Source organism: Pseudomonas sp. KH_017, from assembly GCF_057840285.1.
Map to the genome: position 1 here is coordinate 2,844,642 of NZ_CM174509.1, position 24,562 is coordinate 2,869,203.

The window sequence follows — 24,562 nt, forward strand, 5'->3', positions numbered from 1 at the left end:
TTCCCTCCACATCCTGTGGCACACTTTCTGCTGTATATTCCGTTGTTACATACCATGTTCCGGTATAGCGGAATGAACATCACCCAGGAGTGCTTGCCATGCATCGCCGTCCTTCATTGTTCAAAGCGTGTGTTTTTCTGTTCGCGGCTTCTGCCGCTGCCATGGGGGTAGCCCAAGCGGCGGACAGTAAGCTCGATAGCGTTCTGGCCCGCGGCAAACTGATTGTAGGCACCGGCAGTACCAATGCGCCGTGGCACTTCCAGGGCGCGGACGGCAAGTTGCAGGGTTTCGATATCGATATCGGGCACATGATCGCCAAGGGTTTGTTCAACGACCCGACCAAGGTTGAGTACGTGGTGCAGTCGTCCGATGCGCGGATTCCCAACCTGCTGACCGACAAGGTCGACATCAGTTGCCAGTTCATCACCGTGACGGCCAGCCGCGCGCAGCAAGTGGCGTTCACCCTGCCGTACTACCGCGAAGGTGTCGGCCTGCTGCTGCCGGCGAACAGCAAGTACAAGGAAATCGATGACATGAAAGCCGCCGGTGACAGTCTCACCGTGGCGGTGCTGCAAAACGTCTATGCCGAAGAACTGGTGCATCAGGCGCTGCCCAAGGCCAAGGTCGATCAGTACGACAGCGTGGACCTGATGTACCAGGCCGTGAACTCCGGCCGCGCCGACGCGGCAGCCACCGACCAGTCTTCGGTGAAGTACCTGATGGTGCAGAACCCTGGCCGCTATCGCAGCCCGGCCTACGCCTGGAGCCCGCAGACCTATGCGTGCGCGGTCAAGCGCGGCGATCAGGACTGGCTGAACTTCGTCAACACCACCCTGCATGAAGCCATGACCGGCGTTGAGTTCCCGACTTACGCGGCGTCGTTCAAGCAATGGTTCGGTGTGGATCTGCCGACCCCGGCCATCGGTTTCCCCGTCGAATTCAAATGATCCCGTGAGAGCAGGGCGCCCAAATGCGCCCCGCTCAAGGTACTGCTGACCATGAACTATCAGTTGAACTTTGCCGCCGTGTGGCGCGATTTCGACACCTTGCTGGTGGGGCTCGGTATGGGGCTTGAACTGGCCCTGGTGTCGATCGCCATCGGCTGCGTGATCGGCCTGATGATGGCGTTTGCCTTGTTGTCCAGGCATCGCGCATTGCGGGTGCTGGCGTCGGTGTATGTCACGGTGATTCGTAACACGCCGATCCTGGTGTTGATCCTGTTGATCTACTTTGCGTTGCCGAGCCTGGGGATCCGCCTGGACAAGATCCCCTCGTTCATCATCACCCTGTCGCTGTATGCCGGGGCGTACCTGACTGAAGTGTTCCGCGGCGGCTTGCTGAGCATTCCCAAGGGCCTGCGTGAAGCAGGGTTGGCCATTGGTCTGGGCGAGTGGCAGGTCAAGGCCTACGTCACCGTGCCGGTGATGCTGCGCAATGTGTTGCCGGCGCTGTCGAACAACTTCATTTCGCTGTTCAAGGACACCTCGCTGGCGGCCGCGATTGCGGTACCTGAGCTGACCTATTACGCGCGCAAGATCAATGTCGAGAGCTACCGGGTGATTGAAACCTGGCTGGTGACCACGGCGCTGTATGTGGCGGCCTGTTACCTCATAGCCATGATGCTGCGTTACCTCGAACAGCGTCTGGCGATTCGCCGATAGGAGCCCCCATGTACGAATCCCCCAGTTGGTTGCATGAGTTGTGGGTGGCGCGGGAAGTACTGTGGCAGGGCTTTCTGACCAGTGTCCAGGTGTCGGTGTTGGCGATTTTGCTCGGCACGCTCGTTGGCGTTGTCACCGGGTTGGTGCTGACCTACGGCAAATTCTGGATGCGCGCGCCGTTTCGGTTTTATGTCGATGTGATTCGCGGCACGCCCGTGTTCGTGTTCGTGCTGGTGCTGGCGTGCTTCTACATGGCGCCGGCACTGGGCTGGCAGATCAGCGCGTTCCAGGCCGGTGCACTGGGTTTGACGCTGTTCTGCGGCTCCCATGTCGCCGAGATCGTGCGCGGTGCATTGCAGGCATTGCCGCTCGGGCAGATGGAGGCGAGCAAGGCCATCGGCCTGACGTTCTACCAGGCCCTCGGTTACGTGCTGTTGCCCCAGGCATTGCGGCAGATCCTGCCGACCTGGGTCAACTCGTCCACCGAGATCGTCAAGGCCTCGACCCTGTTGTCGGTGATCGGTGTAGCGGAATTGCTGCTCAGTACCCAGCAGATCATTGCCCGGACGTTCATGACCCTGGAGTTTTACCTGTTCGCCGGTTTCCTGTTCTTCGTCATCAACTACGGCATCGAGTTACTCGGCCGGCACATTGAAAAGCGGGTGGCTTTGCCATGACTCAGACCCAAACCAATGCACAAAACGGCCAACCGCTGCTGGACATTCGCGGCCTGCACAAGCGTTACGACCAGCTCGAAGTACTCAAGGGCGTCGACCTGAGCATGCAGCGCGGCAACGTGGTGACGCTGATCGGCTCCAGCGGCTCGGGCAAGACCACGCTGTTGCGCTGCGTGAACATGCTTGAAGAGTTCCAGGGCGGGCAGATTCTGCTCGACGGCGAATCCATCGGTTATGACGAGGTCAACGGCAAACGCATTCGCCACCCGGAAAGAGTCATTGCCCGCCATCGCGCCATGACCGGCATGGCGTTCCAGCAGTTCAACCTGTTTCCGCACCTGACTGCATTGCAGAACGTCACCCTGGGCCTGCTCAAGGTCAAGAAACTGCACAAGGACGAGGCCGTGGCCCTGGCCGAGAAATGGCTGGAGCGCGTTGGCCTGCTGGAACGTCGCGATCACTTTCCCGGTCAGTTGTCTGGCGGGCAGCAGCAGCGCGTGGCAATCGCCCGCGCCATCGCAATGAACCCGAGCCTGATGCTGTTCGACGAAGTGACTTCGGCACTGGACCCGGAACTGGTGGGCGAAGTACTGAGCGTGATCAAGGGGCTGGCCGAAGACGGCATGACCATGCTGCTGGTGACCCACGAAATGCGCTTTGCGTTCGAGGTCTCGGACAAGATCGTTTTCATGAATCAGGGGCGTATCGAAGAGCAGGGACCACCCAAGGACCTGTTCGAACGCCCGCAGTCGCCACGACTGGCGGAATTTCTCAAAAGCACCCGTTTTTGATCCTTCAATTTTCAATCAGGAGAAGCACCCATGAGCATTACTCGTTACGGCACCGGCAGCACCGCCGCTGGCGGTCAGCCTCGCCCTTTCGCCCGCGCCGTTGAAGCCGATGGCTGGCTGCACGTTTCCGGGCAGGTGCCGGCGGTGGACGGCGAGATCATTACTGGCGGCATTGTCGAACAGACCCATCAGACCATGAAGAACCTGATCGCGATTCTCGAAGAGGCAGGTTTCGGCCTGGAAGACGTGGTGCGTGCTGGCGTGTGGCTGGAGGATCCGCGGGATTTCACGAGTTTCAACAAGGTGTTCTCCGAGTACTTCAAACCCGAACACGCCCCGGCGCGGGCCTGCGTGCAGGCGAACATGATGGTCGACTGCAAGGTCGAGATCGACTGCATTGCTTACAAGAAAAAGGCCTGAGATCCGTGGTGAAGTCTTCGCGAGCAAGCCCGCTCCCACAGGTTTTGTGTGCTGCCACAGATTGCAGACACACCATCAATCCCTGTGGGAGCGGGCTTGCCCGCGAAGGCGGCCTAACAGTCGTCGCCGCACTCTCGGTAAACTCCCGGCATTATGAATGGGAATCACTGAAATGACCGAAGACACCATCAAGCGCCGGGCACGCGGTCTGGACCGGGCGTTCGATATCCTCGATTTCCTCAAGGAGATCGGCCAGCCCCTGCGCCCGAATGACATCGCCAACGGCATCGGCAGCCCCAAGTCCACGGTCTACGAACTGGTGGCCTCGCTACTCGAACGACGGATCCTGGAGCCGGTGGGCAAGGACGGTCATGTCTACCTCGGTCGTCAGTTGTATTTTCTCGGACAGGCACACCTGCGGCATTTCGACCTGACCCGCGAGGCCGATCACGCCTTGCAGGAAATCGTCAGTCAGACCCACGAAACCGCGCAGATGTGCCTGCTCAACGGGCGCAAATACACCGTTGCGCTGATGAAGGAGGGGGAGCGGCATTTCCGCATTTCCTCGGACATCGGCGAAAACGCCCCCATCCCCTGGACCGCCTCCGGGCGCCTGTTGCTGGCGCACTTGAGCGACCAGGCAATCGTCGACTTGATCGACCGCGACGACTTCATCCTGCCCGATGGCGAACGCTTGCCGCTGGAGCAATTCCTCAAGGAAATCCGTCAGGCCGGTATCGATGGTTTCTTTTCCTTCGATAGCGTCGCCGACACCTTTACCCATTGCTTCGCGGCGCCGGTCAAAGACCCCAGCGGCGTGGCCATCGCGACCCTGTGCATCGTTGCCCCACGGGCCGATGCGAAGAAAAACTACAACGACTACCGCCGGGTGCTGATCGAAAGCGCCAACAGCCTGGCCCGTCGCATCAACGAATAACAGCGGCTGCCTGCGGCCGCGTGAACGAGGAGTTCGACCATGTCTTCTGCCCCCAATACTGCCGCTGTGGAAAAAGGCACCGCGCCCATTGGCGCCAGCCTGGTGCGTGACGTCAGCCTGCCCGCGTTGGTACTGCACCGCGAGGCGCTGGAACACAACATTCGCTGGATGCAGACGTTCGTCAGCGACAGTGGCGCGGAACTGGCGCCCCATGGCAAAACCAGCATGACCCCGGCGCTGTTCCGGCGCCAACTGGACGCCGGTGCCTGGGGCATCACCCTGGCCAGCGCCACGCAAACCCGTGCGGCCTACGCCCATGGCGTGCGCCGGGTGTTGATGGCCAACCAGTTGGTCGGCACGCCGAACATGGCGCTGATCGCCGACTTGCTGGCCGACCCGACGTTCGACTTCTATTGCATGGTCGATCACCCGGACAACGTCGCCGACCTCGGCGCCTATTTCGCCTCCCGCGGCGTGCGCCTGAACGTCATGATCGAATACGGCGTGGTCGGCGGTCGTTGCGGTTGCCGCAGCGAACAGCAAGTGCTCGAACTGGCCAAGGCCATCGGCGCGCAACCGGCGTTGGCCCTGTCCGGGATCGAAGGTTACGAAGGCGTGATCCATGGCGATCACGCGGTGACCGGTATCCGTGATTTTGCCGCATCGTTGGTGCGTCTGGCGGTGCAGTTGCAGGACAGCGGAGCCTTCGCCATTGCCAAGCCGATCATCACCGCGTCGGGTTCGGCCTGGTATGACCTGATTGCCGAGTCCTTTGAAGCACAGAACGCCGCTGGGCGTTTCCTCAGCGTGCTGCGTCCCGGCAGTTACGTAGCGCACGACCATGGCATCTACAAGGAAGCGCAGTGCTGCGTACTCGACCGTCGCAGCGACCTGCACGAAGGCCTGCGTCCGGCGCTGGAAGTGTGGGCGCACGTGCAGTCGTTGCCGGAACCGGGGTTTGCGGTGATTGCCCTGGGCAAACGCGACGTGGCCTACGACGCGGGTTTGCCGGTGCCGTTGCTGCGTTACAAGGCGGGCGTGGTGCCGGCCAAGGGCGATGATGTGAGCGCCTGCAAAGTGACTGCAGTGATGGACCAGCATGCGTTCATGAGCGTGGCGCCGGGGGTTGATCTGCGGGTGGGCGACATCATTTCGTTTGGTACTTCGCACCCGTGCCTGACGTTCGACAAGTGGCGTGTCGGCTGTCTGGTGGATGAGCAACTGAACGTCATCGAGACCATGGAAACCTGTTTCTAAGACTGAAACCGCGGCGCGGCCTTCGCGAGCAAGCCCGCTCCCACAGGGTTTTGTGTACACCGAAGATCCAATGTGGGAGCGGGCTTGCTCGCGAAGAGGCCCTACCAGACAAAAGAGAAACCCGCGTATGAACACCATCAACACCCTCGGCCCCAACACCCCGCGCATCGCCCTGATCGGCGAGTGCATGATCGAGTTGCAGCATGGCGCCGACGGCAGCCTGCAACAGAGCTTCGGCGGCGACACCTTGAATACGGCAGTGTACCTGTCCCGGGAACTGGGAGAGGACGGCAGCGTGGATTACGTCACCGCCCTGGGCGATGACAGTTTCAGCGATGCGATGTGCCAGAGTTGGGCAGCGGAAAATATCGGGCTCGGCATGGTTCAGCGCCTGCCCGGACGCCTGCCGGGTTTGTATTGCATCCAGACTGACGCCGCCGGTGAGCGACGCTTTCTGTACTGGCGCAACGAAGCGGCCGTCCGCGATTGCTTCACCACCCCGGCTGCCGCGCCGATCCTCGCTGCGCTGCCGGATTACGACGTGCTGTACTTCAGCGGCATCACCCTGGCGGTACTCGGCGTGCAAGGCCGGGAAAAACTGCTGGAAACCCTGATCGAAGCTCGCCAGCGCGATGCGCGGATTGTGTTCGACAACAACTACCGGCCACGGCTTTGGGCATCGGTCGAGGATGCCCGGGCGGCGTATCGCCGTGTGCTACCGCAGGTTGATCTGGCGTTGCTGACGGTGGATGACGAACAGGCGTTGTTTGGTTATGCCGATTGTGACGCGGTGTTTGCCGCGTATGAGCAGATCGGTACGCCGGAAGTGGTGCTCAAGCGCGGCGCCCAAGCGTGCCTGATTCGTTGTGATGGCGAGTCGTTCGAAGTTCCGGCGCAGAAGGTCGAGCGGGTGGTGGACACCACGGCGGCGGGGGATTCGTTCAGCGCGGCGTATCTGGCTTCGCGGCTCAAGGGCGGTAGCCCTGCGGATGCCGCCGAGGCTGGGCATCGATTGGCGAGCCGGGTGATTCAGGTGCCTGGGGCGCTGATTCCAAGGTAAGCGGTGAATGGCCGCTGGCTGCGCCATCGGTTCGCGGGCAAGCCCGCTCCCACATTTGATTTGTGCACGGCGCAGATCCCCTGTGGGAGCGAGCTTGCTCGCGATGGGGGCCGAAAGCCAACAACATCAATCCCGGTAAAACACCTGCACCAGGTGATACCCGAACTTGCTCTTGATCGGTCCATGCACCACCCGCAGCGGTTTCTTGAAGATCACCGCATCGATCACGCCGACCATCTGCCCCGGCCGCACTTCGCCGAGATCGCCGCCGCGCTTGCCCGATGGGCAGGTCGAATACTTCTTGGCCAGAACGTCGAACGCTTCACCCTTGGCGATGCGTTGTTTGAGCTGCTCGGCTTCTTCCGAGGTTTTCACCAGGATATGGCGGGCTTGAGCTTTCATGTGGCGGTACCTTGCAACGGTGGTGGCTATGTGGGTGGCAGCGGGGGCGCGCGATTATGCCTCAACTCAGTCCGGTTGACTGATCATCGTGCGAATCTTGTTGGCCAGCAGGTCGATGGAAAACGGCTTGGCCACCATGTCCATGCCTTCTTCGAGGAAACCCTGGCGCTCGGCGGCGATCCCGGCGTAACCGGTCATGAACAGCACTTTCAATTCGGGACGATGCTGACGGGCGATTTCCGCCAGTTGGCGGCCGTTCATGCCCGGCAACCCGACGTCGGTCACCAGCAGGTCCACCCGCAGGTCCGACTCCAGCACCGGCAGTGCGCCCTTGGCATCTTCGGCTTCATGGGCGCGGTAACCGAGCTCCTTGAGCAGGTCCAGTACCAGCATGCGCACCGCCGCATCGTCTTCGACCAGCATCACGGTTTCGCCGGCAATCGCCGCCGGTGCCTCGCCGACGACGGGTGACAGGACTTGTTCCGGCTCGGTCGAATGCAGGCGCGGCAGGTACAGGCGCACGCTGGTGCCCCGTCCGGGCAGGCTGAACAGGCTGACGTGGCCCCCCGTTTGCTGGGCAAATCCGTAAATCATCGACAAACCCAAACCGGTGCCCTGGCCGATGGGCTTGGTGGTGAAGAACGGGTCGAATGCCTTGGCCAGCACCGAGGGTGTCATGCCGGTGCCGTTGTCGCTGACGGCAATCATCACGTAGTCGCCGGCCTTGACCGGTTCCAGGGTCGTGATGTCGCTGCCGTCGAGGTACACGTTGGCGGTTTCGATCTGCAACTCGCCGCCATCGGGCATGGCGTCCCGGGCGTTGATCACCAGGTTGAGCAAGGCGTTTTCCAGCTGGCTGACATCGGTGCTGACTCGCCAGATATTCTCGGCCAGTTGCAGTTCGAGCTCGATATGGTCGCCCTTGGTACGCCTGAACAAGTCTTCGAGCGAGTGAATCAACTCGTTGGGGTTGAGCGGCTTGCGGTTGAGCGACTGACGCCGGGAGAACGCCAGCAAGCGATGGGTGAGGGCGGCGGCACGGTTGGCCGAGGACACGGCAGCTTCGGTGAACCGGCCTATCTCGGCGGTGCGGCCGTCGGCAATGTAGCGCTGCATCAGGTCGAGGCTGCCGATGATGCCGGTGAGCATGTTGTTGAAGTCATGGGCGATGCCGCCGGTAAGCTGGCCGACCGCATCCATTTTCTGCGCATGGCGCAAGGCGTCTTCGGCACGCTCACGCTCGAACATCTCGTTTTGCAAACGCTCGTTGGCCTCGGCCAGTTGGCGGGTGCGGGCGGCAACCCGCTCCTCAAGGGTTTCGTTCAGGTTACGTAGGGCTTCCTCGGTCTTTTTGCGTTCGGTTTCGTCGATCACGAAGATGTAGAAACCGTTCACCGCGCCATCCGCACCGTGGCGTGGCAGGTAATTCATCAAGGCCTGGCGGTTGCTGCCGTCGCGGTGTGGCGTGCTGATGCTGAAACAGCAGGGCCGGCCGGACAGTGCTTCAGTGATGTACGGGGCGCGCAACGCATAGGCTTCTTCGCCAATCACTTCAAGAATGGTTCGCCCGTAAAGCTCTTGCGGCGTCAGCCCGTACCAGTCCAGGTATGCCGCATTGTTCAGGCGAAAGCGTTCTTCGCGGTCGACGTAGCTGATCAGGATCGGCATGGCGTTGATGATCAGTTGCAGCTCGGTCTGGCTCTGGCGCAGGGCCTGTTCGGTGTGTTTGCGCTCGGTCAGGTCCAGGGCGGCGCCGAGGAAGCGCACCGGCCGGCCGTGGTGATCCTTGTAGCAGCGACCGCGGGCAAATACCCAGCGCATCTGGCCGTCGGTTTGCAGCAGGCGATACTCCTCGGCGTATTCGCTGCCGTGGGTGATGCAATGCTTGATGCTGCGGGCGATCAGGGCGCGGTCTTCGGGGTGTACGCCGTGCAGGTACTCACTGATTGGCAATTGACTGGCCATGGCCGGGTCGATGCCGTGCAACTGGGCAAAATGCGCATCGGCGATGAAACGGTCCTCGCTGATGTCCCAGTCCCAGGTGCCGACCGCATCGGTGGCGGCGAGGGCCAGTTGCAGGCGTTCCTCGGTTTCACGCTGGGCCTTGAGGCTGGCCGCCGAGCGCTGTTCGAGTTCTAGGGCAATGCGCCGGCGTTCGTTGGTTTCGATGGCGGTGACCAGGATCCCGGCCACCTCGGCGCCTTCGTCGCGGATCGGGCTGTAGGTCAGGTCGAGCCAGAAGTCGGATTCCCGCTCCCCGCGTTGCAGGGTAAAGCGCTGCTCGCTGTAGGTTCGTACCTGACCTTGCAGGACGGCGCTGTAGATCGGGTCGGTGAAGTCTTGCAACTCTGGCCAGATCAGGTGCGTCGGTTGACCAAAGGCGTGTGGATGCTTGCTCCCGGCGAGCAGGGCGAAGCCGTCGTTGTAGATCTGCGTCAGTTGCGGGCCCCATAGCAGCAGCATCGGCATCGGTGAGTGAATGACGATGTCCACGGCGGTTCGCAGGCTTTGTGGCCAAGTGCTGGCAGCGCCCAGCGGGCTGCTTGCCCAGTCGATACGGGCGATCAAGGCCTGGGCATCGCTGGCGGTTGGTGTTGCGTTCATCTGGGAGTCCTGCACATGAGTCGCTTTGGCTGACGTCTATTCTTGCACAGGTGGTTGAAGCTGGAGGATTCGTCGGCGCGAGTGGTTCAGTGATGCAGATTCCTGTGGGAGCGGGCTTGCTCGCGAAGAGGCCATCACATTCAGTAGCTCCGTTGACTGATCTGACGCTTTCGCGAGCAAGCCCGCTCCCACAGGGTTTTGCGTGGTGCTTCAAGATTTGAGTTCGGGCCGGTCACGAAATTGCTCCAGCGCTTCGGGATTGGCCAGGGCATCGGTGTTTTTCACCTTCTGCCCATGCACCACATTGCGTACCGCCAACTCAACGACCTTGCCGCTGATGGTCCGGGGAATGTCAGTCACCGCGACAATCTTCGCCGGCACATGACGCGGCGTGGTGTTGGCGCGAATCGTCTCGCGGATCTGCTGTTGCAGCGCCTCGTCCAGTTCGAGCCCGTCGCGCAAACGTACGAACAGCACCACCCGCACATCATCCTGCCACTGCTGTCCGATGGCCACGCTGTCGAGCACCTGGGGGACTTTCTCCACCTGACGATAGATTTCCGCCGTGCCGATGCGTACGCCGCCGGGGTTGAGCACGGCATCGGAGCGACCGTGGATCATCATCCCGCCATGGGGCAGTTGTTCGGCGTAATCCCCTTGGGACCAGACGCCGGGGAACAGGCTGAAATAGGATTGGCGCAGTTTCTCGCCATCGGGATCGTTCCACAGGCCAATGGGCATCGCCGGGAAATGGCCGGTGCAGACCAGCTCGCCTTTTTCGCCGATCACCGGGTGGCCTTCGTCGTTCCACACTTCGACGGCCATGCCCAGGCTCTTGCCCATGATTTCGCCGCGCCGCACGGGCGACATCGGGTTGCCGTTGACGAAGCACGAGACGATGTCGGTGCCGCCGGACATCGAGGCCAGGCACACGTCAGCCTTGAAGTCGCGATAGACGTAGTCGTAACTCTGCGGCGACAGCGCCGAGCCGGTGCAGAGCAACGTCTTGAGGCTGCCCAGGTCATGACTTTCACGTGGCTTGATACCGCTGCTTTCCAAGGTCGCGAGGTATTTGGGGCTGGTGCCGAAGACGCTGATGCGTTCGTCGTCGATCAGGTCGATCAAGCGTTGCGGGTCGGGCTGGAACGGTGAGCCGTCGTACAGCACCACGGAGCTGCCTGTTGCCAACGCCGACACCAGCCAGTTCCACATCATCCAGCCGCAGGTGGTGTAGTAGAACAGCCGTTCACCGGGGCCGAGATCGCCATGCAGGCCGTGTTCCTTGACGTGTTGCAGCAACACGCCGCCGGTGCTGTGGATGATGCACTTGGGCACGCCGGTGGTGCCGCTGGAGTAGAGGATGTACAGCGGGTGGGCGAAGGGCACGGGGACGAAGTCCGGTTCGCCGCCGGGGGTGTAGAAGTCGTCCCACAGCGTCACGTTGGCCTGGGTGCGGAATTCTTCTCTGTGCGCCTGTGGCCGGGCGTATGGCACGATGATCAACTGCTGCAATGACGGCAGGCGCTGGAGGATTTCGTTGACCTTGGCGGTCTGGTCGATCTCTTTGCCGGCATAGCGATAGCCGGCGCAGGTCACCAACACTTTCGGTTCGATCTGGCCGAAACGGTCAACCACCCCTTGGGTGCCGAAGTCCGGTGAGGAGCAGGACCAGATAGCGCCAAGGCTGGTGGTGGCGAGCATGGCCACCAGGGTTTGCCAGGTGTTGGGCATGCACGCGGCGACCCGGTCACCCACACCGACGCCGGCGGCGATCAAGCCATTCTGAAAACCGGCGACCTGTTCGGCCAGTTCGGCCCAGGTCAAATGTTCACGCTGACCGTTTTCGCCGACGGCTATCACGGCGATCGCATCGTCGCGACGCTGTAGCAGGTGTTCGGCAAAGTTCAGCGTTGCACCGGGGAACCATTGGGCGCTGGGCATCCGGGGGCCTTCGAGCAGCACGGCGTCGGGTTGCTCGTGGAAGCGGATGTCGAAGAAATCGACGATGGCCTGCCAGAAGTCAGGGCGTTGATCGATGGACCATTGGTGTAGGGCCGGGTAGTCGTCGATCTTGAGGTGGTATCGCTGATTGACGAAGCGCCGAAAGGCTTCCATGCGGGTCTTGCCAATGCGTTTGGCGTCGGGTTGCCAGAGGATGTCGGACATGGTTTGCCTCTTCTTATGCCTTTAGATCCATTCGCGGGCAAGCCCGCTCCCACAGGTTTTGTGTTTGACGCCGAATTTGGGAACGACATAAAACCTGTGGGAGCGAGCTTGGCCGCGATGAACGATAACGCGGTCTAGCAGATGATCACTGCGCCAACCACCCACCATCAACATTCCACGCCGCGCCCCGTACCTGGCTGCCAGCTTCGCTGCACAAGAACAACACCAGTTCACCCAATTGCGGCGGTGTCACGAACTCCAGCGATGGCTGCTTTTCAGCGAGCAAATCGTGTTGCGCCTGCTGCGGGTCAACCCCGTTGGCGGCACGATCATCAATCTGCTTTTGCACCAGCGGCGTCAATACCCAGCCTGGGCAAATCGCGTTGCAGGTGACCTGGGTAGTGGCGGTTTCCAGCGCGACTACCTTGGTCAAGCCGATCACCCCGTGCTTGGCGGCGACATAGGCTGACTTGCCCACCGAACCGACCAGGCCATGCACCGAGGCAATGTTGATCACCCGGCCCCAGCCCTTGGCGCGCATGCCCGGCAGGCTCAAACGGGTGCTGTGAAACACCGACGACAGGTTGATGGCAATGATTGAATCCCAGCGCTCCACCGGGAACTCATCCACCGCAGCCACGTGTTGAATGCCAGCGTTGTTGACCAGAATGTCGACTCCGCCGAACTCGCGCTCGGCGTAGGCGATCATGTCGGCAATTTGTGCCGGATCGCTGACATCGGCCGGGTGATGGCCGACCTTGCCGCCGAACTGTTGCACCTGGGCGATCACTTGGGCGGCATCGCCGAAGCCGTTGAGGATCAGGTCGGCCCCGGCCTTGGCCAGGCTGAGGGCGATCCCCAGGCCGATGCCGCTGGTGGAACCGGTGACCAGTGCGGTCTTGCCCGAAAGAGTCGTCATGAATACCTCACACAATGCCAGTGGCGTAGAAGGTGCCGATCACCACGAAGACCGCCAGGGTCTTGATCAGCGTAATACAGAAAATGTCTTTGTAAGCCTCGCGGTGGGTCAGGCCGGTGACCGCCAGCAGGGTAATCACCGCGCCGTTGTGCGGCAGGGTGTCCATGCCGCCGCTGGCCATCGCGGCGACCCGGTGCAGCACTTCCAGCGGAATGTTCGCGGCATGGGCGGCGCTGATGAACTGTTCGGACATCGCCGCCAGCGCGATGCTCATGCCGCCCGAGGCGGAACCGGTGATGCCGGCCAGCAGGGTCACGGTAATCGCTTCGTTGACCAGTGGGTTGGGAATGCTCTTGAGCCAGTCGGCCAGCACCAGAAAGCCCGGCAAGGACGCGATCACGGCACCGAAACCATATTCCGAGGCGGTGTTCATCGCCGCCAGCAGCGCACCGCTGACCGCACTTTTACTGCCTTCGGCCAGCTTGCGGCTGATCGCCTTGTAGCCGAACGCCAGCACCATGAGGATGCCTACCAACAGCGCGGCCTGGACCGCCCAGATCGCCGTGAGCTTGGCGATTTCCGTGGTCACCGGCGCGGCCATGCCTGGCAGCGCGAGGCTGTGGGTCTTGCCGTACACCTGCGGAATCCAGTGGGTGAACAACAGGTTCATGATGCCCACCGCCAGCAGTGGCGACAGCGCCAGCCACGGGTTGGGCAGCTTGAGGTCGGCGGCGGTTTCCGGCTCGTTGCGCAGGTCCGAACCATAGCCTTCACCGGCACGCTGGGCCTTGTTGCGCTGACGCTGGAGAAACAGCATGCCGGCGCAGAACACGAAGATCGTGCCGATCACACCCAGCCACGGCGCCGCCCAGGCGGTGGTGTTGAAGAAGGTGCTGGGGATGATGTTCTGGATTTGTGGCGTACCGGGCAGGGCGTCCATGGTGAACGAGAAGGCGCCCAAGGCAATGGTCGCCGGGATCAACCGCTTGGGGATGTTGCTCTGGCGGAACATTTCAGCGGCAAACGGATAGACCGCGAACACCACCACAAACAACGATACGCCGCCGTAGGTCAGCAGGGCGCAGACCAGCACGATCACCAGCATCGCCTGGCGGGTGCCGAGCAGGCGAATCGCCGCCGCGACGATGGAACGCGAGAAGCCGGACAGTTCGATCAACTTGCCGAACACCGCGCCGAGCAGGAACACCGGGAAATACAGTTTGATGAAGCCGACCATTTTTTCCATGAACACCCCGGTGAAGGCGGGGGCGACGGCAGACGGGTCAGTCAGCAGGACAGCGCCGAGGGCGGCAATCGGGGCAAAAAGGATAACGCTGTAGCCACGGTAGGCAGCCAGCATCAGCAGCGCGAGGGCTGCCAAGGCAATGATCACACTCATGGTGTGTCTCCTGGGTTGTTATTTTTGTTGGGTGAAGCCTGGTAGGAGAGGCGTATAGCGAGTTTTGTGCCAGATGATTAAGTTATTGAAATATAAGGATATATTTTCAATGTGGTGAGCTTGTCAGATGGTTTTGTCTCTGGTTTGAGACTTGCTTTGGCAGTGCTGGCCTCTTCGCGGGCAAGCCCGCTCCCACAGTTGACCGAGTTGGTCAGGAGAGCAAGGTCTCCTGTGGGAGCGGGCTTGCTCGCGAAGGACTTTCTAACAATGGAGATTAATGTCTCTTTATTGAGACTCTACGATCCCCAGCAGCACCATCTTCTTGTACAGCGTCGACCGTCCAAGCCCCAGCTGCGCCGCCGCATCAACCACCTTGCCCCCGCATTGCGCGAGGGTGGTTTGGATCAATTGCCGGTCAAACCGCTCCCGCGCTGCACTGAACGTCTCATGGGCAAGCGGTTCAATGGTCAAGGGCACCACGCGCTCAACCGGTGTGAATGTACCAATCGCCGCGCGGATATCGGCTGTCGTCAGGCGCAAGTCATCACTGAGCAACGCGGCCCGCTCCAGCACATTGCGCAGTTCCCGGATGTTCCCCGGCCAGGCGTGTTGGCCCAACAGTTCCAGGGCTTCGTGGTGCAGTTCATGCTGGCTGCGCAGTTCTTCGAGGATGGCTTCACTGAGCGCCGGCACGTCATCGAGGCGGTCGCGCAGGGGCGGAACCTGGATCGGCAGCACGTTGAGTCGGTAGTACAAGTCGGCGCGGAATTCGCCGCGCTTGATCGCCGCCTCAAGGTCTGTGGAGGTCGCGGCGATGACCCGCACATCGCTCTGGATCACTTCGTTGGAGCCCACCGGCTCGAATTCCTTTTCCTGCAGCACTCGCAGCAGTTTGCTTTGCAGGGGCAGCGGCATGTCGCCGATTTCGTCGAGGAACAGCGTGCCGCCCTGGGCGATCTGCAATTTGCCAGCACGGCCCTTGCGGTCGGCGCCGGTAAACGCGCCCGGGGCAGTGCCGAAGAACTCGGCTTCCAGTAACGACTCGGGAATCGCCGCGCTGTTGATACTGACAAATGCCTTGTGCGCGCGGGGCGAGGCATTGTGGATCGCCTGGGCCAGCAGTTCCTTGCCGGTGCCGGTTTCGCCGAGCAGCAGCACCGGCGATTCGGTACTCGCACTGCGCCGGGCACGGCGTTTGACTTCGAGGCTGGCGGCGCTGGTGCCGATGAAGTGGGCGAAGTTGTATTTGGTCTGCCGCGCCCGCAGCAGCGAGCGGGTGGAGGCCAGTTCCTCCTGCATGCTCATATAGCGCTTGAGCATCGGCGACAGGCTGCGCAATTCGTCGAACAGGGCGAACCCGATGGCGCCGATGACTACGCCGGCATCGTCGTGAATCGGCAGGCGCATGACCACCAGCGGCTCTTTGGGGGTGTCTTGCATATCCAGCAGAATCGGCCGGCCGGTGCGCACCACCTCACGCAGCAGGCTGCCGGGGATCACGCTTTCACAGGGCTTGCCAATCGCGACTTCGGCCGATTGCAGGCCAAAGCGCCGGGCATAGCGCTCATTCATCCAGACGATGTTGGCATCGCGGTCGACAATCACCGTGCCCTCACTCGATTGCTCGATGATTTCGAACAACGAACGGATCGCCAGCAAGCGAACGCGCTGGTAGTCCTTGAGGCTTTCGGTGGTGTTCATGGGGGCTGATCCTGATTATGTTTTGCCTGTGCCGGCCTCTTCGCGGGCAAGCCCGCTCCCACAGTTGATCTGTGTCGTTCACAAATCCCCTGTGGGAGCGGGCTTGCTCGCGAAGGCCGCGCCGCGGTCCAACGGAAGGATTATGCCTGCCCAAGCAACGCCGCCGCCAACAGCTCCTTGGTATACGGATGCTGCGGCGAATCAAACACCTCATGACTGGCGCCGCGTTCCACCACTTTGCCGTCCTTGATCACGATCATGTCGTGGGCCAGGGCGCGCACCACTGCCAGGTCATGGCTGATGAACAGATAGGTCAACCCGTATTTTTCCTGAAGCTGGCGGAGCAGGGCGACCACTTGTTTCTGCACTGTGCGGTCCAGCGCCGAGGTCGGTTCGTCGAGCAGGATCAGCGCCGGTTTCAGCACCAGCGCCCGGGCGATGGCGATGCGTTGGCGCTGGCCACCGGAGAATTCGTGGGGATAGCGATGGCGACTTTGCGGGTCGAGGCCGACTTCGCTCAGTGCCCGGATCACTTCGGCGTTGCACTCTTCAGCGCTCAACTGGCTGTGCACTTCCAGGCCTTCGCTGATGATCTGCGCGACTGACATTCGCGGGCTGAGGCTGCCAAAGGGGTCCTGGAACACCACCTGCATCTTCTTGCGCCACGGCCGTAGCTGTTTTTGCGTCAGGCCGTCCAGCGCCTGGCCCTGAAAGCGGATACCGCCTTCGGAATCGAGCAAACGCAGGATCGCCTGACCCAGGGTTGACTTGCCGGAACCGGACTCGCCGACAATGCCCAGGGTCTTGCCGCGCTGGATATTCAGGCTGATACCATCGACGGCACGTAGCCAGGTCTTGCGCTGAAACAGGCCGCCACCGACGGGAAACCGCACCTGCAGGTTGTCCACCTCCAGTACGTTTTCGCGTTCGTCCCGGGGCAAGGCTTCGCCCTCGGGTTCGGCGTGCAGCAATACGCAGCTGTAAGGGTGCCTGGGTTCGGTGAACAGGATTTCGCAAGGCGCCTGCTCGACGATTTCCCCGGCCTTCATCACGCACACGCGCTGGGCGATGCTGCGCACCAGATTGAGGTCGTGGCTGATCAGCAGCAGCGACATGCCCAGCCGCTGTTGCAGGGATTTGAGCAGCAGCAGGATCTTGCGCTGCACCGTCACATCCAGCGCGGTGGTCGGTTCGTCGGCAATCAACAGTTCCGGTTCGCAGGCCAGGGCCATGGCGATCATCACCCGCTGGCGCTGCCCGCCGGACAATTGATGGGGATAGGCCTTGAGGCGTTCCTCGGGTTTCTGGATGCCCACCAGCTGCAGCAATTCGAGGATCCGCGCTTGCGCCGCCTTGCCCGCCAGGCCGTTGTGCACCAGCAGCGTTTCACCGATCTGTTTTTCGATGCTGTGCAGCGGGTTGAGGGAGGTCATCGGCTCCTGGAAGATCATCGCGATACGATTGCCGCGCAGTTGTCGCAATTTGCCGGCATCGGCACCCACCAGTTCCTGGCCGCGATAGCGGATGCTGCCCGTCGTCTCGGTATCGGTTTGTGGCAACAATTGCAGGATCGAGTGGGCCGTCACCGACTTGCCCGAGCCCGATTCGCCCACCAGCGCCAGGCATTCGCCGGGGCGGATGTCCAGGCACAGATTGCGCACTACGGTCTGGCCGCTGAAGGCCACGCTGAGGTCACGGATTTCGATCAGGTTGGTCATATCAACATCCGCATCAAGATCGAGGATCAAGATCGAGGATCAAAAGCGTCGCGCAGCGCTTCGCCGATGAACACCAGTAAAGAAAGAATCAGCGCCAGGGTGAAGAACGCTGTCAGCCCCAGCCACGGCGCTTGCAGGTTCTGCTTGCCCTGGCCGATCAGTTCGCCTAAGGAAGCGCTGCCCGCAGGCATGCCGAAGCCGAGGAAGTCCAGCGCCGTCAGGGTGGAAATCGCCCCGGTCAGAATGAACGGCAAGTAGCTCAAGGTCGCGTTCATGGCGTTGGGCAGAATGTGCCGCACGATGACCTTGCGGTCGGTCAGGCCCAGCGCGCGCGCGGCCTTGACGTATTCCAGGTTGCGTCCGCGCAGGAACTCGGCGCGCACCACGTCCACCAGGGCCAGCCATGAAAACAGCGCCATGATCCCCAGCAGCCACCAGAAATTCGGCTCGACGAAGCCCGACAGGATGATCAGCAGGTACAGCACCGGCAACCCGGACCACACTTCCAGCAGACGCTGGCCGAGCAAATCCACCCAACCACCGTAATAGCCTTGCAGGGCCCCGGCAGCGATGCCGATCAAGGCACTGACAAAGGTCAGCATCAAGGCAAACAGGATCGACACCCGGGCGCCAAAGATCACCCGGGCCAGAACGTCCCGCGCCTGGTCGTCGGTGCCCAGCCAATTGACGCTGGAGGGCGGGCTGGGGGCGGGTTTGTTCAGGTCGTAGTTGGGCGTGTCGTCACTGAACGGAATCGGCGGAAACAGCAACCAGCCGCCATCCTTCTTGATCAGTTGCTGCACGTAGTCGCTGCGGTAGTCGGCCTGGAACGGCAGTTGCCCGCCGAACGCCTGTTCGGTGTGGCGCTTGAAGACCGGGAAGTACCACTGGCCCTGATAGCTGACCATCAGCGGTTTGTCGTTGGCGATCAGTTCGCCGCCAAGGGTCATTGCGAACAGGCCGACAAACAGCCAGAGCGACCACCAGCCCCGACGGTTTTTCTTGAATCGCTCGAAGCGGCGACGCGCCAGCGGTGAAAGCTTGAGCATCAGGCGTTCCTCGCGGCGAAGTCGATACGCGGGTCGACCAGGGTGTAGCAGAGGTCGCCGACCAGTTTTATCAGAAGGCCGAACAGGGTGAAGATGAACAGCGAGCCGAACACCACCGGATAGTCCCGGGATACCGCTGCTTCGTAGCTCATGCGGCCCAGGCCGTCGAGGGAGAAGATCACCTCGATCAGCAGCGAGCCGGCAAAAAACACACTGATGAACGCCTGGGGAATGCCCGATACCACCAGCAGCATGGCGTTGCGGAACACGTGTCCATAAAGCACCCGTCGCTCGCTCAAACCCTTGGCCCGGGCAGTGACCACGTACTGGCGGGTGATTTCATTGAGGAACGAGTTCTTGGTCAGGATGGTCAGTGTGGCGAAGCCGCCGATCACCAGCGAGGTCACCGGCAACACCAGGTGCCAGAAGTAGTCGGCCACCTTGCCAAGGGTCGACAGCGATTCGAAGTTGTCCGAGACCAACCCGCGAACCGGAAACCAGTTCAGCGAAGTGCCGCCGGCAAAGATCACGATCAGGAACATCGCAAACAGGAACGCCGGCATGGCATAGCCGATGATGATCGCGGTACTGCTCCAGATGTCGAAATGGCTGCCATGGTGCACGGCCTTGCGGATGCCCAGGGGAATCGATACCAGATAGGTGATCAGCGTCGCCCAGAGCCCGAGGGAAATGGTCACGGGCATTTTTTCGAGGATCAGGTCGGTGACGGTGGCACCGCGGAAGAAGCTCTTGCCGAAGTCCAGGCGCGCGTAGCTGGTGAGCATCAGCCAGAGGCGTTCGTGTGCCGGCTTGTCGAAGCCGTACTGTTTTTCAATGTCCTTGATCAGCTGCGGATCGAGCCCGCGGCTGGACCGGGACTTGCCGCTCATGGCTTCACCGGAACCGCCGCCAACCGCGGCGCCGCCAATGCCTTGCAGGTGCGCGATGGCCTGTTCGACCGGCCCGCCCGGCGCGGCCTGGACGATGACAAAGTTGACCAGGAGAATGATCACCAGCGTCGGAATGATCAGCAGCAGGCGCCGCAATATGTAAGCCCACATCAGTGTGGCCCTCCGGGTTTGCCACGGCTGATACGCTCGGCCGTCATCTGTTGGTTGGTCAATGGCGTGGTGCTCATCTCCCACCAGCTCTCGATGGCTTCGTCATTGCTCGCTTGTACGTTCGGGATGCCAAAGCGGTTCCACCACACCGTCGAGGTGCCCGGCGGGTAATAGTTGGGAATCCAGTAGTAATTCCATTGCAGCACCCGGTCCAGGGCATGGGCGTAATTCAGCATGTCAGCCTGGGTATTGGCACGTATCAGCCCGGTGATCAGGGTGTCCACTGCCGGGTTCTTCAACACCATGTAGTTGTTGGAGCCTGGGTCGGTGGCCGCCGCCGAGCCGAAATAATTGACCAGTTCACCCCCCGGCGAGGTGGTGACCGGGTAGCCGGTGACGATCATGTCGTAGTCGCGGCTCATCAGGCGATTGACGTACTGGGACGAGTCGATGCGGCGGATGTTCAGGTCGATGCCGATCTGTTTCAACGTGCGTTTATAAGGCAACAGCAGGCGGTCCATGCCGTTCTGACTGACCAGGAAGGTGAAGCTCAGCGGCTCGCCGTCGGCATTGACCAGTTGGTCGCCATCGGGTTTCCAGCCGGCCTGTTCGAGCAAGTCCAGGGCCTGCAGCTGCTTGTCGCGAATCACGCCACTGCCGTCGGTCTTCGGCGCCTCGAACACCTGGGTGAAGACTTCGTCGGGAATCTGCCCGCGCAGCGGTTCGAGAATCGCCAGCTCACCGGCATCCGGCAGTTGCCGGGCCGCGAGATCGGTGTTGGAAAAAAAGCTCTGCTGGCGGATGTACATGTCGCGCATCATCTGCCGGTTGCTCCACTCGAAGTCCCACAGCATCACCAGTGCCTGGCGCACGCGACGGTCCTGGAACATGGGCTTTTGCAGATTGAACACAAAACCCTGGGCCGGCTGCGGCGCCTCGGTGGCGAGGTGGGCCTTTTGCAGGCGACCGTCGCTCAGGGCCGGGCTGTCGTAGCCGATGGAATAGCCGGTGGCGGAAAATTCCCGGTTGTAGTCAAAGGCGCCGCCGCGCAATACCTGGCGCGCCACGTCGGTATCGCCGAAGTACTCGATGCTGAAATGATCGAAGTTGTACAGGCCACGGCTGACCGGCAGATCCTTGCCCCACCAATCGGGATTGCGCTCGAAGGTGATGCTGCGCCCCGAATCGATCTTGCCGACTGTATAGGGACCGCTGCCCAACGGCGCTTCATAACCGCCGCCGCCGGCGAAATCGCGGCTCTTCCACCAGTGTTCGGGAAACACCGGCAAGGTCGCGATATCCAGCGGCAGGGTGCGATTTTCGTTGTTCTTGAAATCAAAGCGCACGGTCAGTGGCGATTCCACTTCGACGCCTTTGACGTCAGCGAACTGGGTACGGTAACGCAGGCTGCCCTGGGTCATCAGCAGGTCGAAGGTGTAACGCACGTCTTCGGCGGTAATCGGTTTGCCATCGGCAAAACGCGCCTTGGGGTTGAGGAAAAAGCGCAGGGACAGGCCATCCTCGGAGCGCTCCATCTTCTCTGCCACCAGACCGTACACGGTGTAAGGCTCGTCCAGCGAGCGTTGGGCCAGTGGTGAATAGAGCAAGCCGTCGATCTGTGTGACGCCGATGCCTTTGTCGATGTAAGGCAAGACATGGTCGAACTGACCGATTTCGATCGCCGAGCGCCGCATCGTGCCGCCCTTGGGGGCCTGCGGGTTGGTGTAGGCGAAATGACTGAAGCCGGCAGGGTATTTCGCCGGTTCGCCGTACACGGTCATTGCCGGTTGCGGTGCCGCATTCACACCCGCGGCAGCCATCAGCAGGGTCACGGCAGTGAACAACAAGGTAGGGAAAGCCAGTCGCATTGTCAGCCTTGGAGCCGGGTGGTCGTTAACGACAATTTGTACGCTAGCGGCGCGTCCCTCGCCAGCCGTATTACGCATCGCAAACACAACGGCCCACCAAAAGGCGGGCCGTTGTGTGAATAGCTCAAGCGTCGATCAGTCCTGACGGCTGGTCACTTCCAGCAGGTGGAAACCGAACTGGGTCTTGACCGGGCCCTGGACCACGTTGAGCGGTGCGCTGAAGACCACGGTGTCGAATTCCTTGACCATCTGGCCCGGACCGAACGAACCCAGATCACCGCCCTGGCGGCTGGAAGGGCAGGTGGAGTTTGCCTTGGCAACTTCAGCGAAATCGGCGCCAGCCTCGATTTGGGCCTTGAGTTCGTTGCACTTGGCTTCGGAGGCAACAAGGATGTGACGGGCAGTGGCTTTAGCCATGGGTAAATACTCCTTTCAATACTCGATAAAGTGCTGAGCCTACCGGATTCAGTGAGCTATTTCTCCTCAAAGTTCCGCTCCACGCGGGATCCACGGCAGGCAGCACCTCAAAGTCCGGCGTCTCTCAAGCGCTCGGCATGCTCAACATACAGTTCAATCGGATCGACACCTGTGCGCAACTGGCCGGTCGGTTGGCCAATGGTGTCCAGATGATCCAGCGCATAGTCGGAACGGATAACCGTGCCCAAATGGGAGCTGAAGCGACCGACCAACCCGTCGTTCTGCTCGCTTTCCGTGACGAAATAACCGGAAAGGGCCCGGCAGAAGGCGTTGAGCGGATCGAACGCATTGAGCCCTGCCTCGAGAACATTCGACTGCAGCACGCCGCTCCACGAGTAGTAACGAACACCGTTGACCCGTTCGCGCCCCTTGCCACCCCAGGTGGTGGGCAGCCCTTGCGGGTATTTGTCGTTGAATGCGCCTACGCCTTCGGTGGTCAGCGCCTTGAGGGCCGCAATGGCGTTCTTCGGTTGGTACTGATTATTGCTCAACGTCGCGAGGAAGTCGGCGAACAGGGTCACCACCGTCTCGGCCACCTGTTCCGGCAGGCAACCTGGTATCAATGCCTTACGCAGGAAATCGGCCAGTTCCGAGCCATGGTTCGGCCCGCTGACGGAGGTCACCGACGCCACACTGTGTGGCGCAATCGCTGCGGCATAACGTGCGGTCAGTGCGCCCTGGCTATGGCCTATGAGGTTGACTTTGCGTGCACCGGTTCCTTCCAGTACCCGTTCGATCTGCGAGAGCAATTGGCCACCGCGTGCTTCGTTGTCGTGGGTGGCCGACAAGTGGGGAACGAACACCCTGGCTCCGGCGTTCCTCAGCGCCTGCCTGATGTCGTGAAAGAGCTCGAACTTGCCGATTCTTTCGAAGCCGAAAAGGCCGTGGACCAGCAGTATTGGGTAACAAGTGCTTGCATTCCTTTGCATGTTCATACCTTTGCACAGAAGTTTGTTGGGACTGCATGGCACTTCACTCTAAAACACTCGAGGTTGGCGCGGTGTATGAAAAGTCCGCCGAAGCTTGCGAATAACGGAATAGAACAAGTGCGAAAACTCAAGAATGGCTGAGGCCTTAGTCGGAACAGATTGAGGACTTTTCACGGCAATCAGCTTGCTACTGATCAAAGACCTACTTCGTGCATATCGATTTTCCGAGCGAGCCGGAGTAAGTGGCCGACATCACGGCTGTTTGTCGTGAGATTAAATAGGCGTTATCCAAAGCCGACCACCCGTTCGGTGTTTATTCCAAGGACTGGAGCGAATGAATGACTGTTTATGAACCCGATACCTTGAATCTCGCGCAGCAACCATTACCACCTCCCATGCTTGAGCAGGCGCAAAACGGCGTTCTGAATCCCTCTGACAAAAAAGCCGTCATCAGGATCCAGCCTTATCCAGGCATGACCTGCGGCGACAAAATGCTATTGAATTGGGCGGGGCTGGATGCCGATGGCCTCGCCTGCAATCATCAGGTGGCGCGTTTTGTCAGTGAGGATCGGGTCGGCGAAGAGATAATCTTTGCCGTGGGTAGCGCACACATCGCGGCGCTTGACGGTGGCTCACTCGAAATCAGTTACTCACTCACTAGCACCCGTTTTACCGAGCCCGTGCATTCCCATCGATTGCAACTGAGTGTGGGTGACGTGCAGTCCGACCTGTTGCCTGCGACGGTGAACGATGCGGTGGGTAGAACGCTTGATCCGGATCGGGTGAAAGAAGGGGCGATCGTTACGATCAAACCCTATGCGCGCATGGCGGCGGGCGACTGGGTATTATTGACCTGGGCGGGAGTTACGGTCGAAGGAAGTTTCAGTGATGCACTCAAGGTCGAGTCCTTTGCTGTGGGGGGCGAACTGTCGTTTTGGGTCAGCCCGGAGTGCATTGCGCCCAGTCTGGGCTCCTCCATTTCCGTCGATTATTGCGTCAAGCAAGCAGGGCATGGTCCTCGTTACTCTGAACTGACGACACTGATGATTGGCAGGATGGAGTGGGGACCTTTGCCAGCACCCATTGTGTTGGAAGCCGACGAAGGGTGGGTGGACCTGCATGATGCGCAGGATGGCGTGACCGTCGTCATCGAAAACGCCAGGGCTGAAAAAGGCGAGCTGGTTTGCCTGGAGTGCGACGGGGAGAAGTTCGATCACCGTGACGACCGCGAAATAACCGGAGACACCGCCGGCGAGCCGTTGGTATTCATCGTTCCCTACTGTTTCTGGAGGGAACATCGAGATTCTACGATCCGTGTTTCCTATTCAGTCGAGCACCGTGACGGAACCCACCAGCAATCCGGGGTGACGCTGGTTCAAGTGCAGTCCCTGATGGGACATTGATTGCCATTTGCCCTCCAGTCTTCGCATGAAGGCCGGAGGGCGGACCGATGATGCCGGCTATTG

Annotated in this window: 21 protein-coding genes; 9 read left to right on the forward strand and 12 right to left on the reverse strand. The window is 61.0% G+C overall.

All coding sequences use genetic code 11. From position 1 onward, the window contains the following. Positions 1–98: 98 nt before the first annotated feature. From AC3IT6_RS12920 to AC3IT6_RS12955, 8 genes are all read left to right on the forward strand, one after another. On the forward strand, positions 99–947 hold the full coding sequence (locus AC3IT6_RS12920; protein WP_150753471.1) for a transporter substrate-binding protein: 849 nt from the start codon (positions 99–101) through the stop codon (positions 945–947). Between the two features lie 51 nt (positions 948–998). Further along, positions 999–1,661, forward strand: a complete 663-nt coding sequence (locus AC3IT6_RS12925) for an amino acid ABC transporter permease (RefSeq protein WP_150756924.1) — start codon at positions 999–1,001, stop codon at positions 1,659–1,661. Between the two features lie 8 nt (positions 1,662–1,669). Continuing rightward, a complete protein-coding gene (locus AC3IT6_RS12930) occupies positions 1,670–2,338 on the forward strand; it encodes an amino acid ABC transporter permease (RefSeq protein ID WP_489356004.1) in 669 nt (222 codons plus the stop codon). Next, positions 2,335–3,129 (forward strand): amino acid ABC transporter ATP-binding protein, encoded by a 795-nt coding sequence (locus tag AC3IT6_RS12935; protein ID WP_150723637.1) that lies wholly within the window; start codon positions 2,335–2,337, stop codon positions 3,127–3,129. The genes AC3IT6_RS12930 and AC3IT6_RS12935 overlap by 4 nt, the downstream gene beginning before the upstream one ends. A 30-nt stretch (positions 3,130–3,159) precedes the next feature. Next, positions 3,160–3,549: a RidA family protein gene (locus AC3IT6_RS12940; protein WP_046038467.1), complete on the forward strand. Its 390-nt coding sequence runs from the start codon at positions 3,160–3,162 to the stop codon at positions 3,547–3,549. A 172-nt stretch (positions 3,550–3,721) separates the two neighbouring features. Beyond that, positions 3,722–4,486, forward strand: coding sequence for an IclR family transcriptional regulator (locus tag AC3IT6_RS12945; RefSeq protein WP_489356007.1), 765 nt, complete (start codon positions 3,722–3,724; stop codon positions 4,484–4,486). A 39-nt stretch (positions 4,487–4,525) separates the two neighbouring features. Further along, positions 4,526–5,743, forward strand: coding sequence for an amino acid deaminase (locus tag AC3IT6_RS12950; protein ID WP_489356009.1), 1,218 nt, complete (start codon positions 4,526–4,528; stop codon positions 5,741–5,743). 127 nt (positions 5,744–5,870) lie between these two features. Continuing rightward, positions 5,871–6,803, forward strand: a complete 933-nt coding sequence (locus AC3IT6_RS12955; protein ID WP_489356011.1) for a sugar kinase — start codon at positions 5,871–5,873, stop codon at positions 6,801–6,803. A 126-nt stretch (positions 6,804–6,929) separates the two neighbouring features. On the opposite strand, the gene AC3IT6_RS12960 is transcribed toward AC3IT6_RS12955, so the two are convergent. The 12 genes from AC3IT6_RS12960 to AC3IT6_RS13015 all read right to left on the reverse strand — a co-directional run bounded on the left by AC3IT6_RS12960 (position 6,930) and on the right by AC3IT6_RS13015 (position 23,096). After that, positions 6,930–7,205, reverse strand: coding sequence for a peptidylprolyl isomerase (locus AC3IT6_RS12960; RefSeq protein WP_007898282.1), 276 nt, complete (start codon positions 7,203–7,205; stop codon positions 6,930–6,932). A 66-nt stretch (positions 7,206–7,271) separates the two neighbouring features. Next, a complete protein-coding gene (locus AC3IT6_RS12965) occupies positions 7,272–9,809 on the reverse strand; it encodes a PAS domain-containing hybrid sensor histidine kinase/response regulator (protein ID WP_489356013.1) in 2,538 nt (845 codons plus the stop codon). Positions 9,810–10,019: 210 nt separating this feature from the next. After that, positions 10,020–11,975, reverse strand: a complete 1,956-nt coding sequence (locus tag AC3IT6_RS12970) for an acetoacetate--CoA ligase (RefSeq protein WP_489356015.1) — start codon at positions 11,973–11,975, stop codon at positions 10,020–10,022. Positions 11,976–12,120: 145 nt separating this feature from the next. Continuing rightward, positions 12,121–12,894 carry a 3-hydroxybutyrate dehydrogenase gene (locus AC3IT6_RS12975; protein ID WP_489356017.1) on the reverse strand — a complete coding sequence of 258 codons (774 nt, stop codon included), beginning with the start codon at positions 12,892–12,894 and terminating at the stop codon, positions 12,121–12,123. A gap of 7 nt (positions 12,895–12,901) precedes the next feature. Further along, complete coding sequence (locus AC3IT6_RS12980) at positions 12,902–14,293, reverse strand: GntP family permease (protein WP_150723644.1); 1,392 nt, start codon at positions 14,291–14,293, stop codon at positions 12,902–12,904. Between the two features lie 285 nt (positions 14,294–14,578). Further along, positions 14,579–15,994, reverse strand: a complete 1,416-nt coding sequence (locus AC3IT6_RS12985; RefSeq protein ID WP_489356020.1) for a sigma-54 interaction domain-containing protein — start codon at positions 15,992–15,994, stop codon at positions 14,579–14,581. 140 nt (positions 15,995–16,134) lie between these two features. Then, complete coding sequence (locus AC3IT6_RS12990) at positions 16,135–17,712, reverse strand: ABC transporter ATP-binding protein (protein WP_489356022.1); 1,578 nt, start codon at positions 17,710–17,712, stop codon at positions 16,135–16,137. 26 nt (positions 17,713–17,738) lie between these two features. Beyond that, positions 17,739–18,761 (reverse strand): ABC transporter permease, encoded by a 1,023-nt coding sequence (locus AC3IT6_RS12995; RefSeq protein ID WP_489356024.1) that lies wholly within the window; start codon positions 18,759–18,761, stop codon positions 17,739–17,741. Beyond that, on the reverse strand, positions 18,761–19,822 hold the full coding sequence (locus AC3IT6_RS13000) for a microcin C ABC transporter permease YejB (RefSeq protein WP_489356026.1): 1,062 nt from the start codon (positions 19,820–19,822) through the stop codon (positions 18,761–18,763). Before AC3IT6_RS13000 ends, AC3IT6_RS12995 begins: the two co-directional genes overlap by 1 nt. Next, complete coding sequence (locus AC3IT6_RS13005; RefSeq protein WP_489356028.1) at positions 19,822–21,690, reverse strand: extracellular solute-binding protein; 1,869 nt, start codon at positions 21,688–21,690, stop codon at positions 19,822–19,824. Before AC3IT6_RS13005 ends, AC3IT6_RS13000 begins: the two co-directional genes overlap by 1 nt. Before the next feature lie 135 nt (positions 21,691–21,825). Beyond that, positions 21,826–22,107, reverse strand: a complete 282-nt coding sequence (locus AC3IT6_RS13010; RefSeq protein ID WP_008051985.1) for a peptidylprolyl isomerase — start codon at positions 22,105–22,107, stop codon at positions 21,826–21,828. Between the two features lie 107 nt (positions 22,108–22,214). Further along, on the reverse strand, positions 22,215–23,096 hold the full coding sequence (locus tag AC3IT6_RS13015) for an esterase/lipase family protein (RefSeq protein ID WP_489356030.1): 882 nt from the start codon (positions 23,094–23,096) through the stop codon (positions 22,215–22,217). 338 nt (positions 23,097–23,434) lie between these two features. On the opposite strand from AC3IT6_RS13015, the gene AC3IT6_RS13020 reads away from it, so the two are divergent. Continuing rightward, on the forward strand, positions 23,435–24,499 hold the full coding sequence (locus AC3IT6_RS13020) for a hypothetical protein (protein WP_489356032.1): 1,065 nt from the start codon (positions 23,435–23,437) through the stop codon (positions 24,497–24,499). Positions 24,500–24,562: the final 63 nt, after the last annotated feature.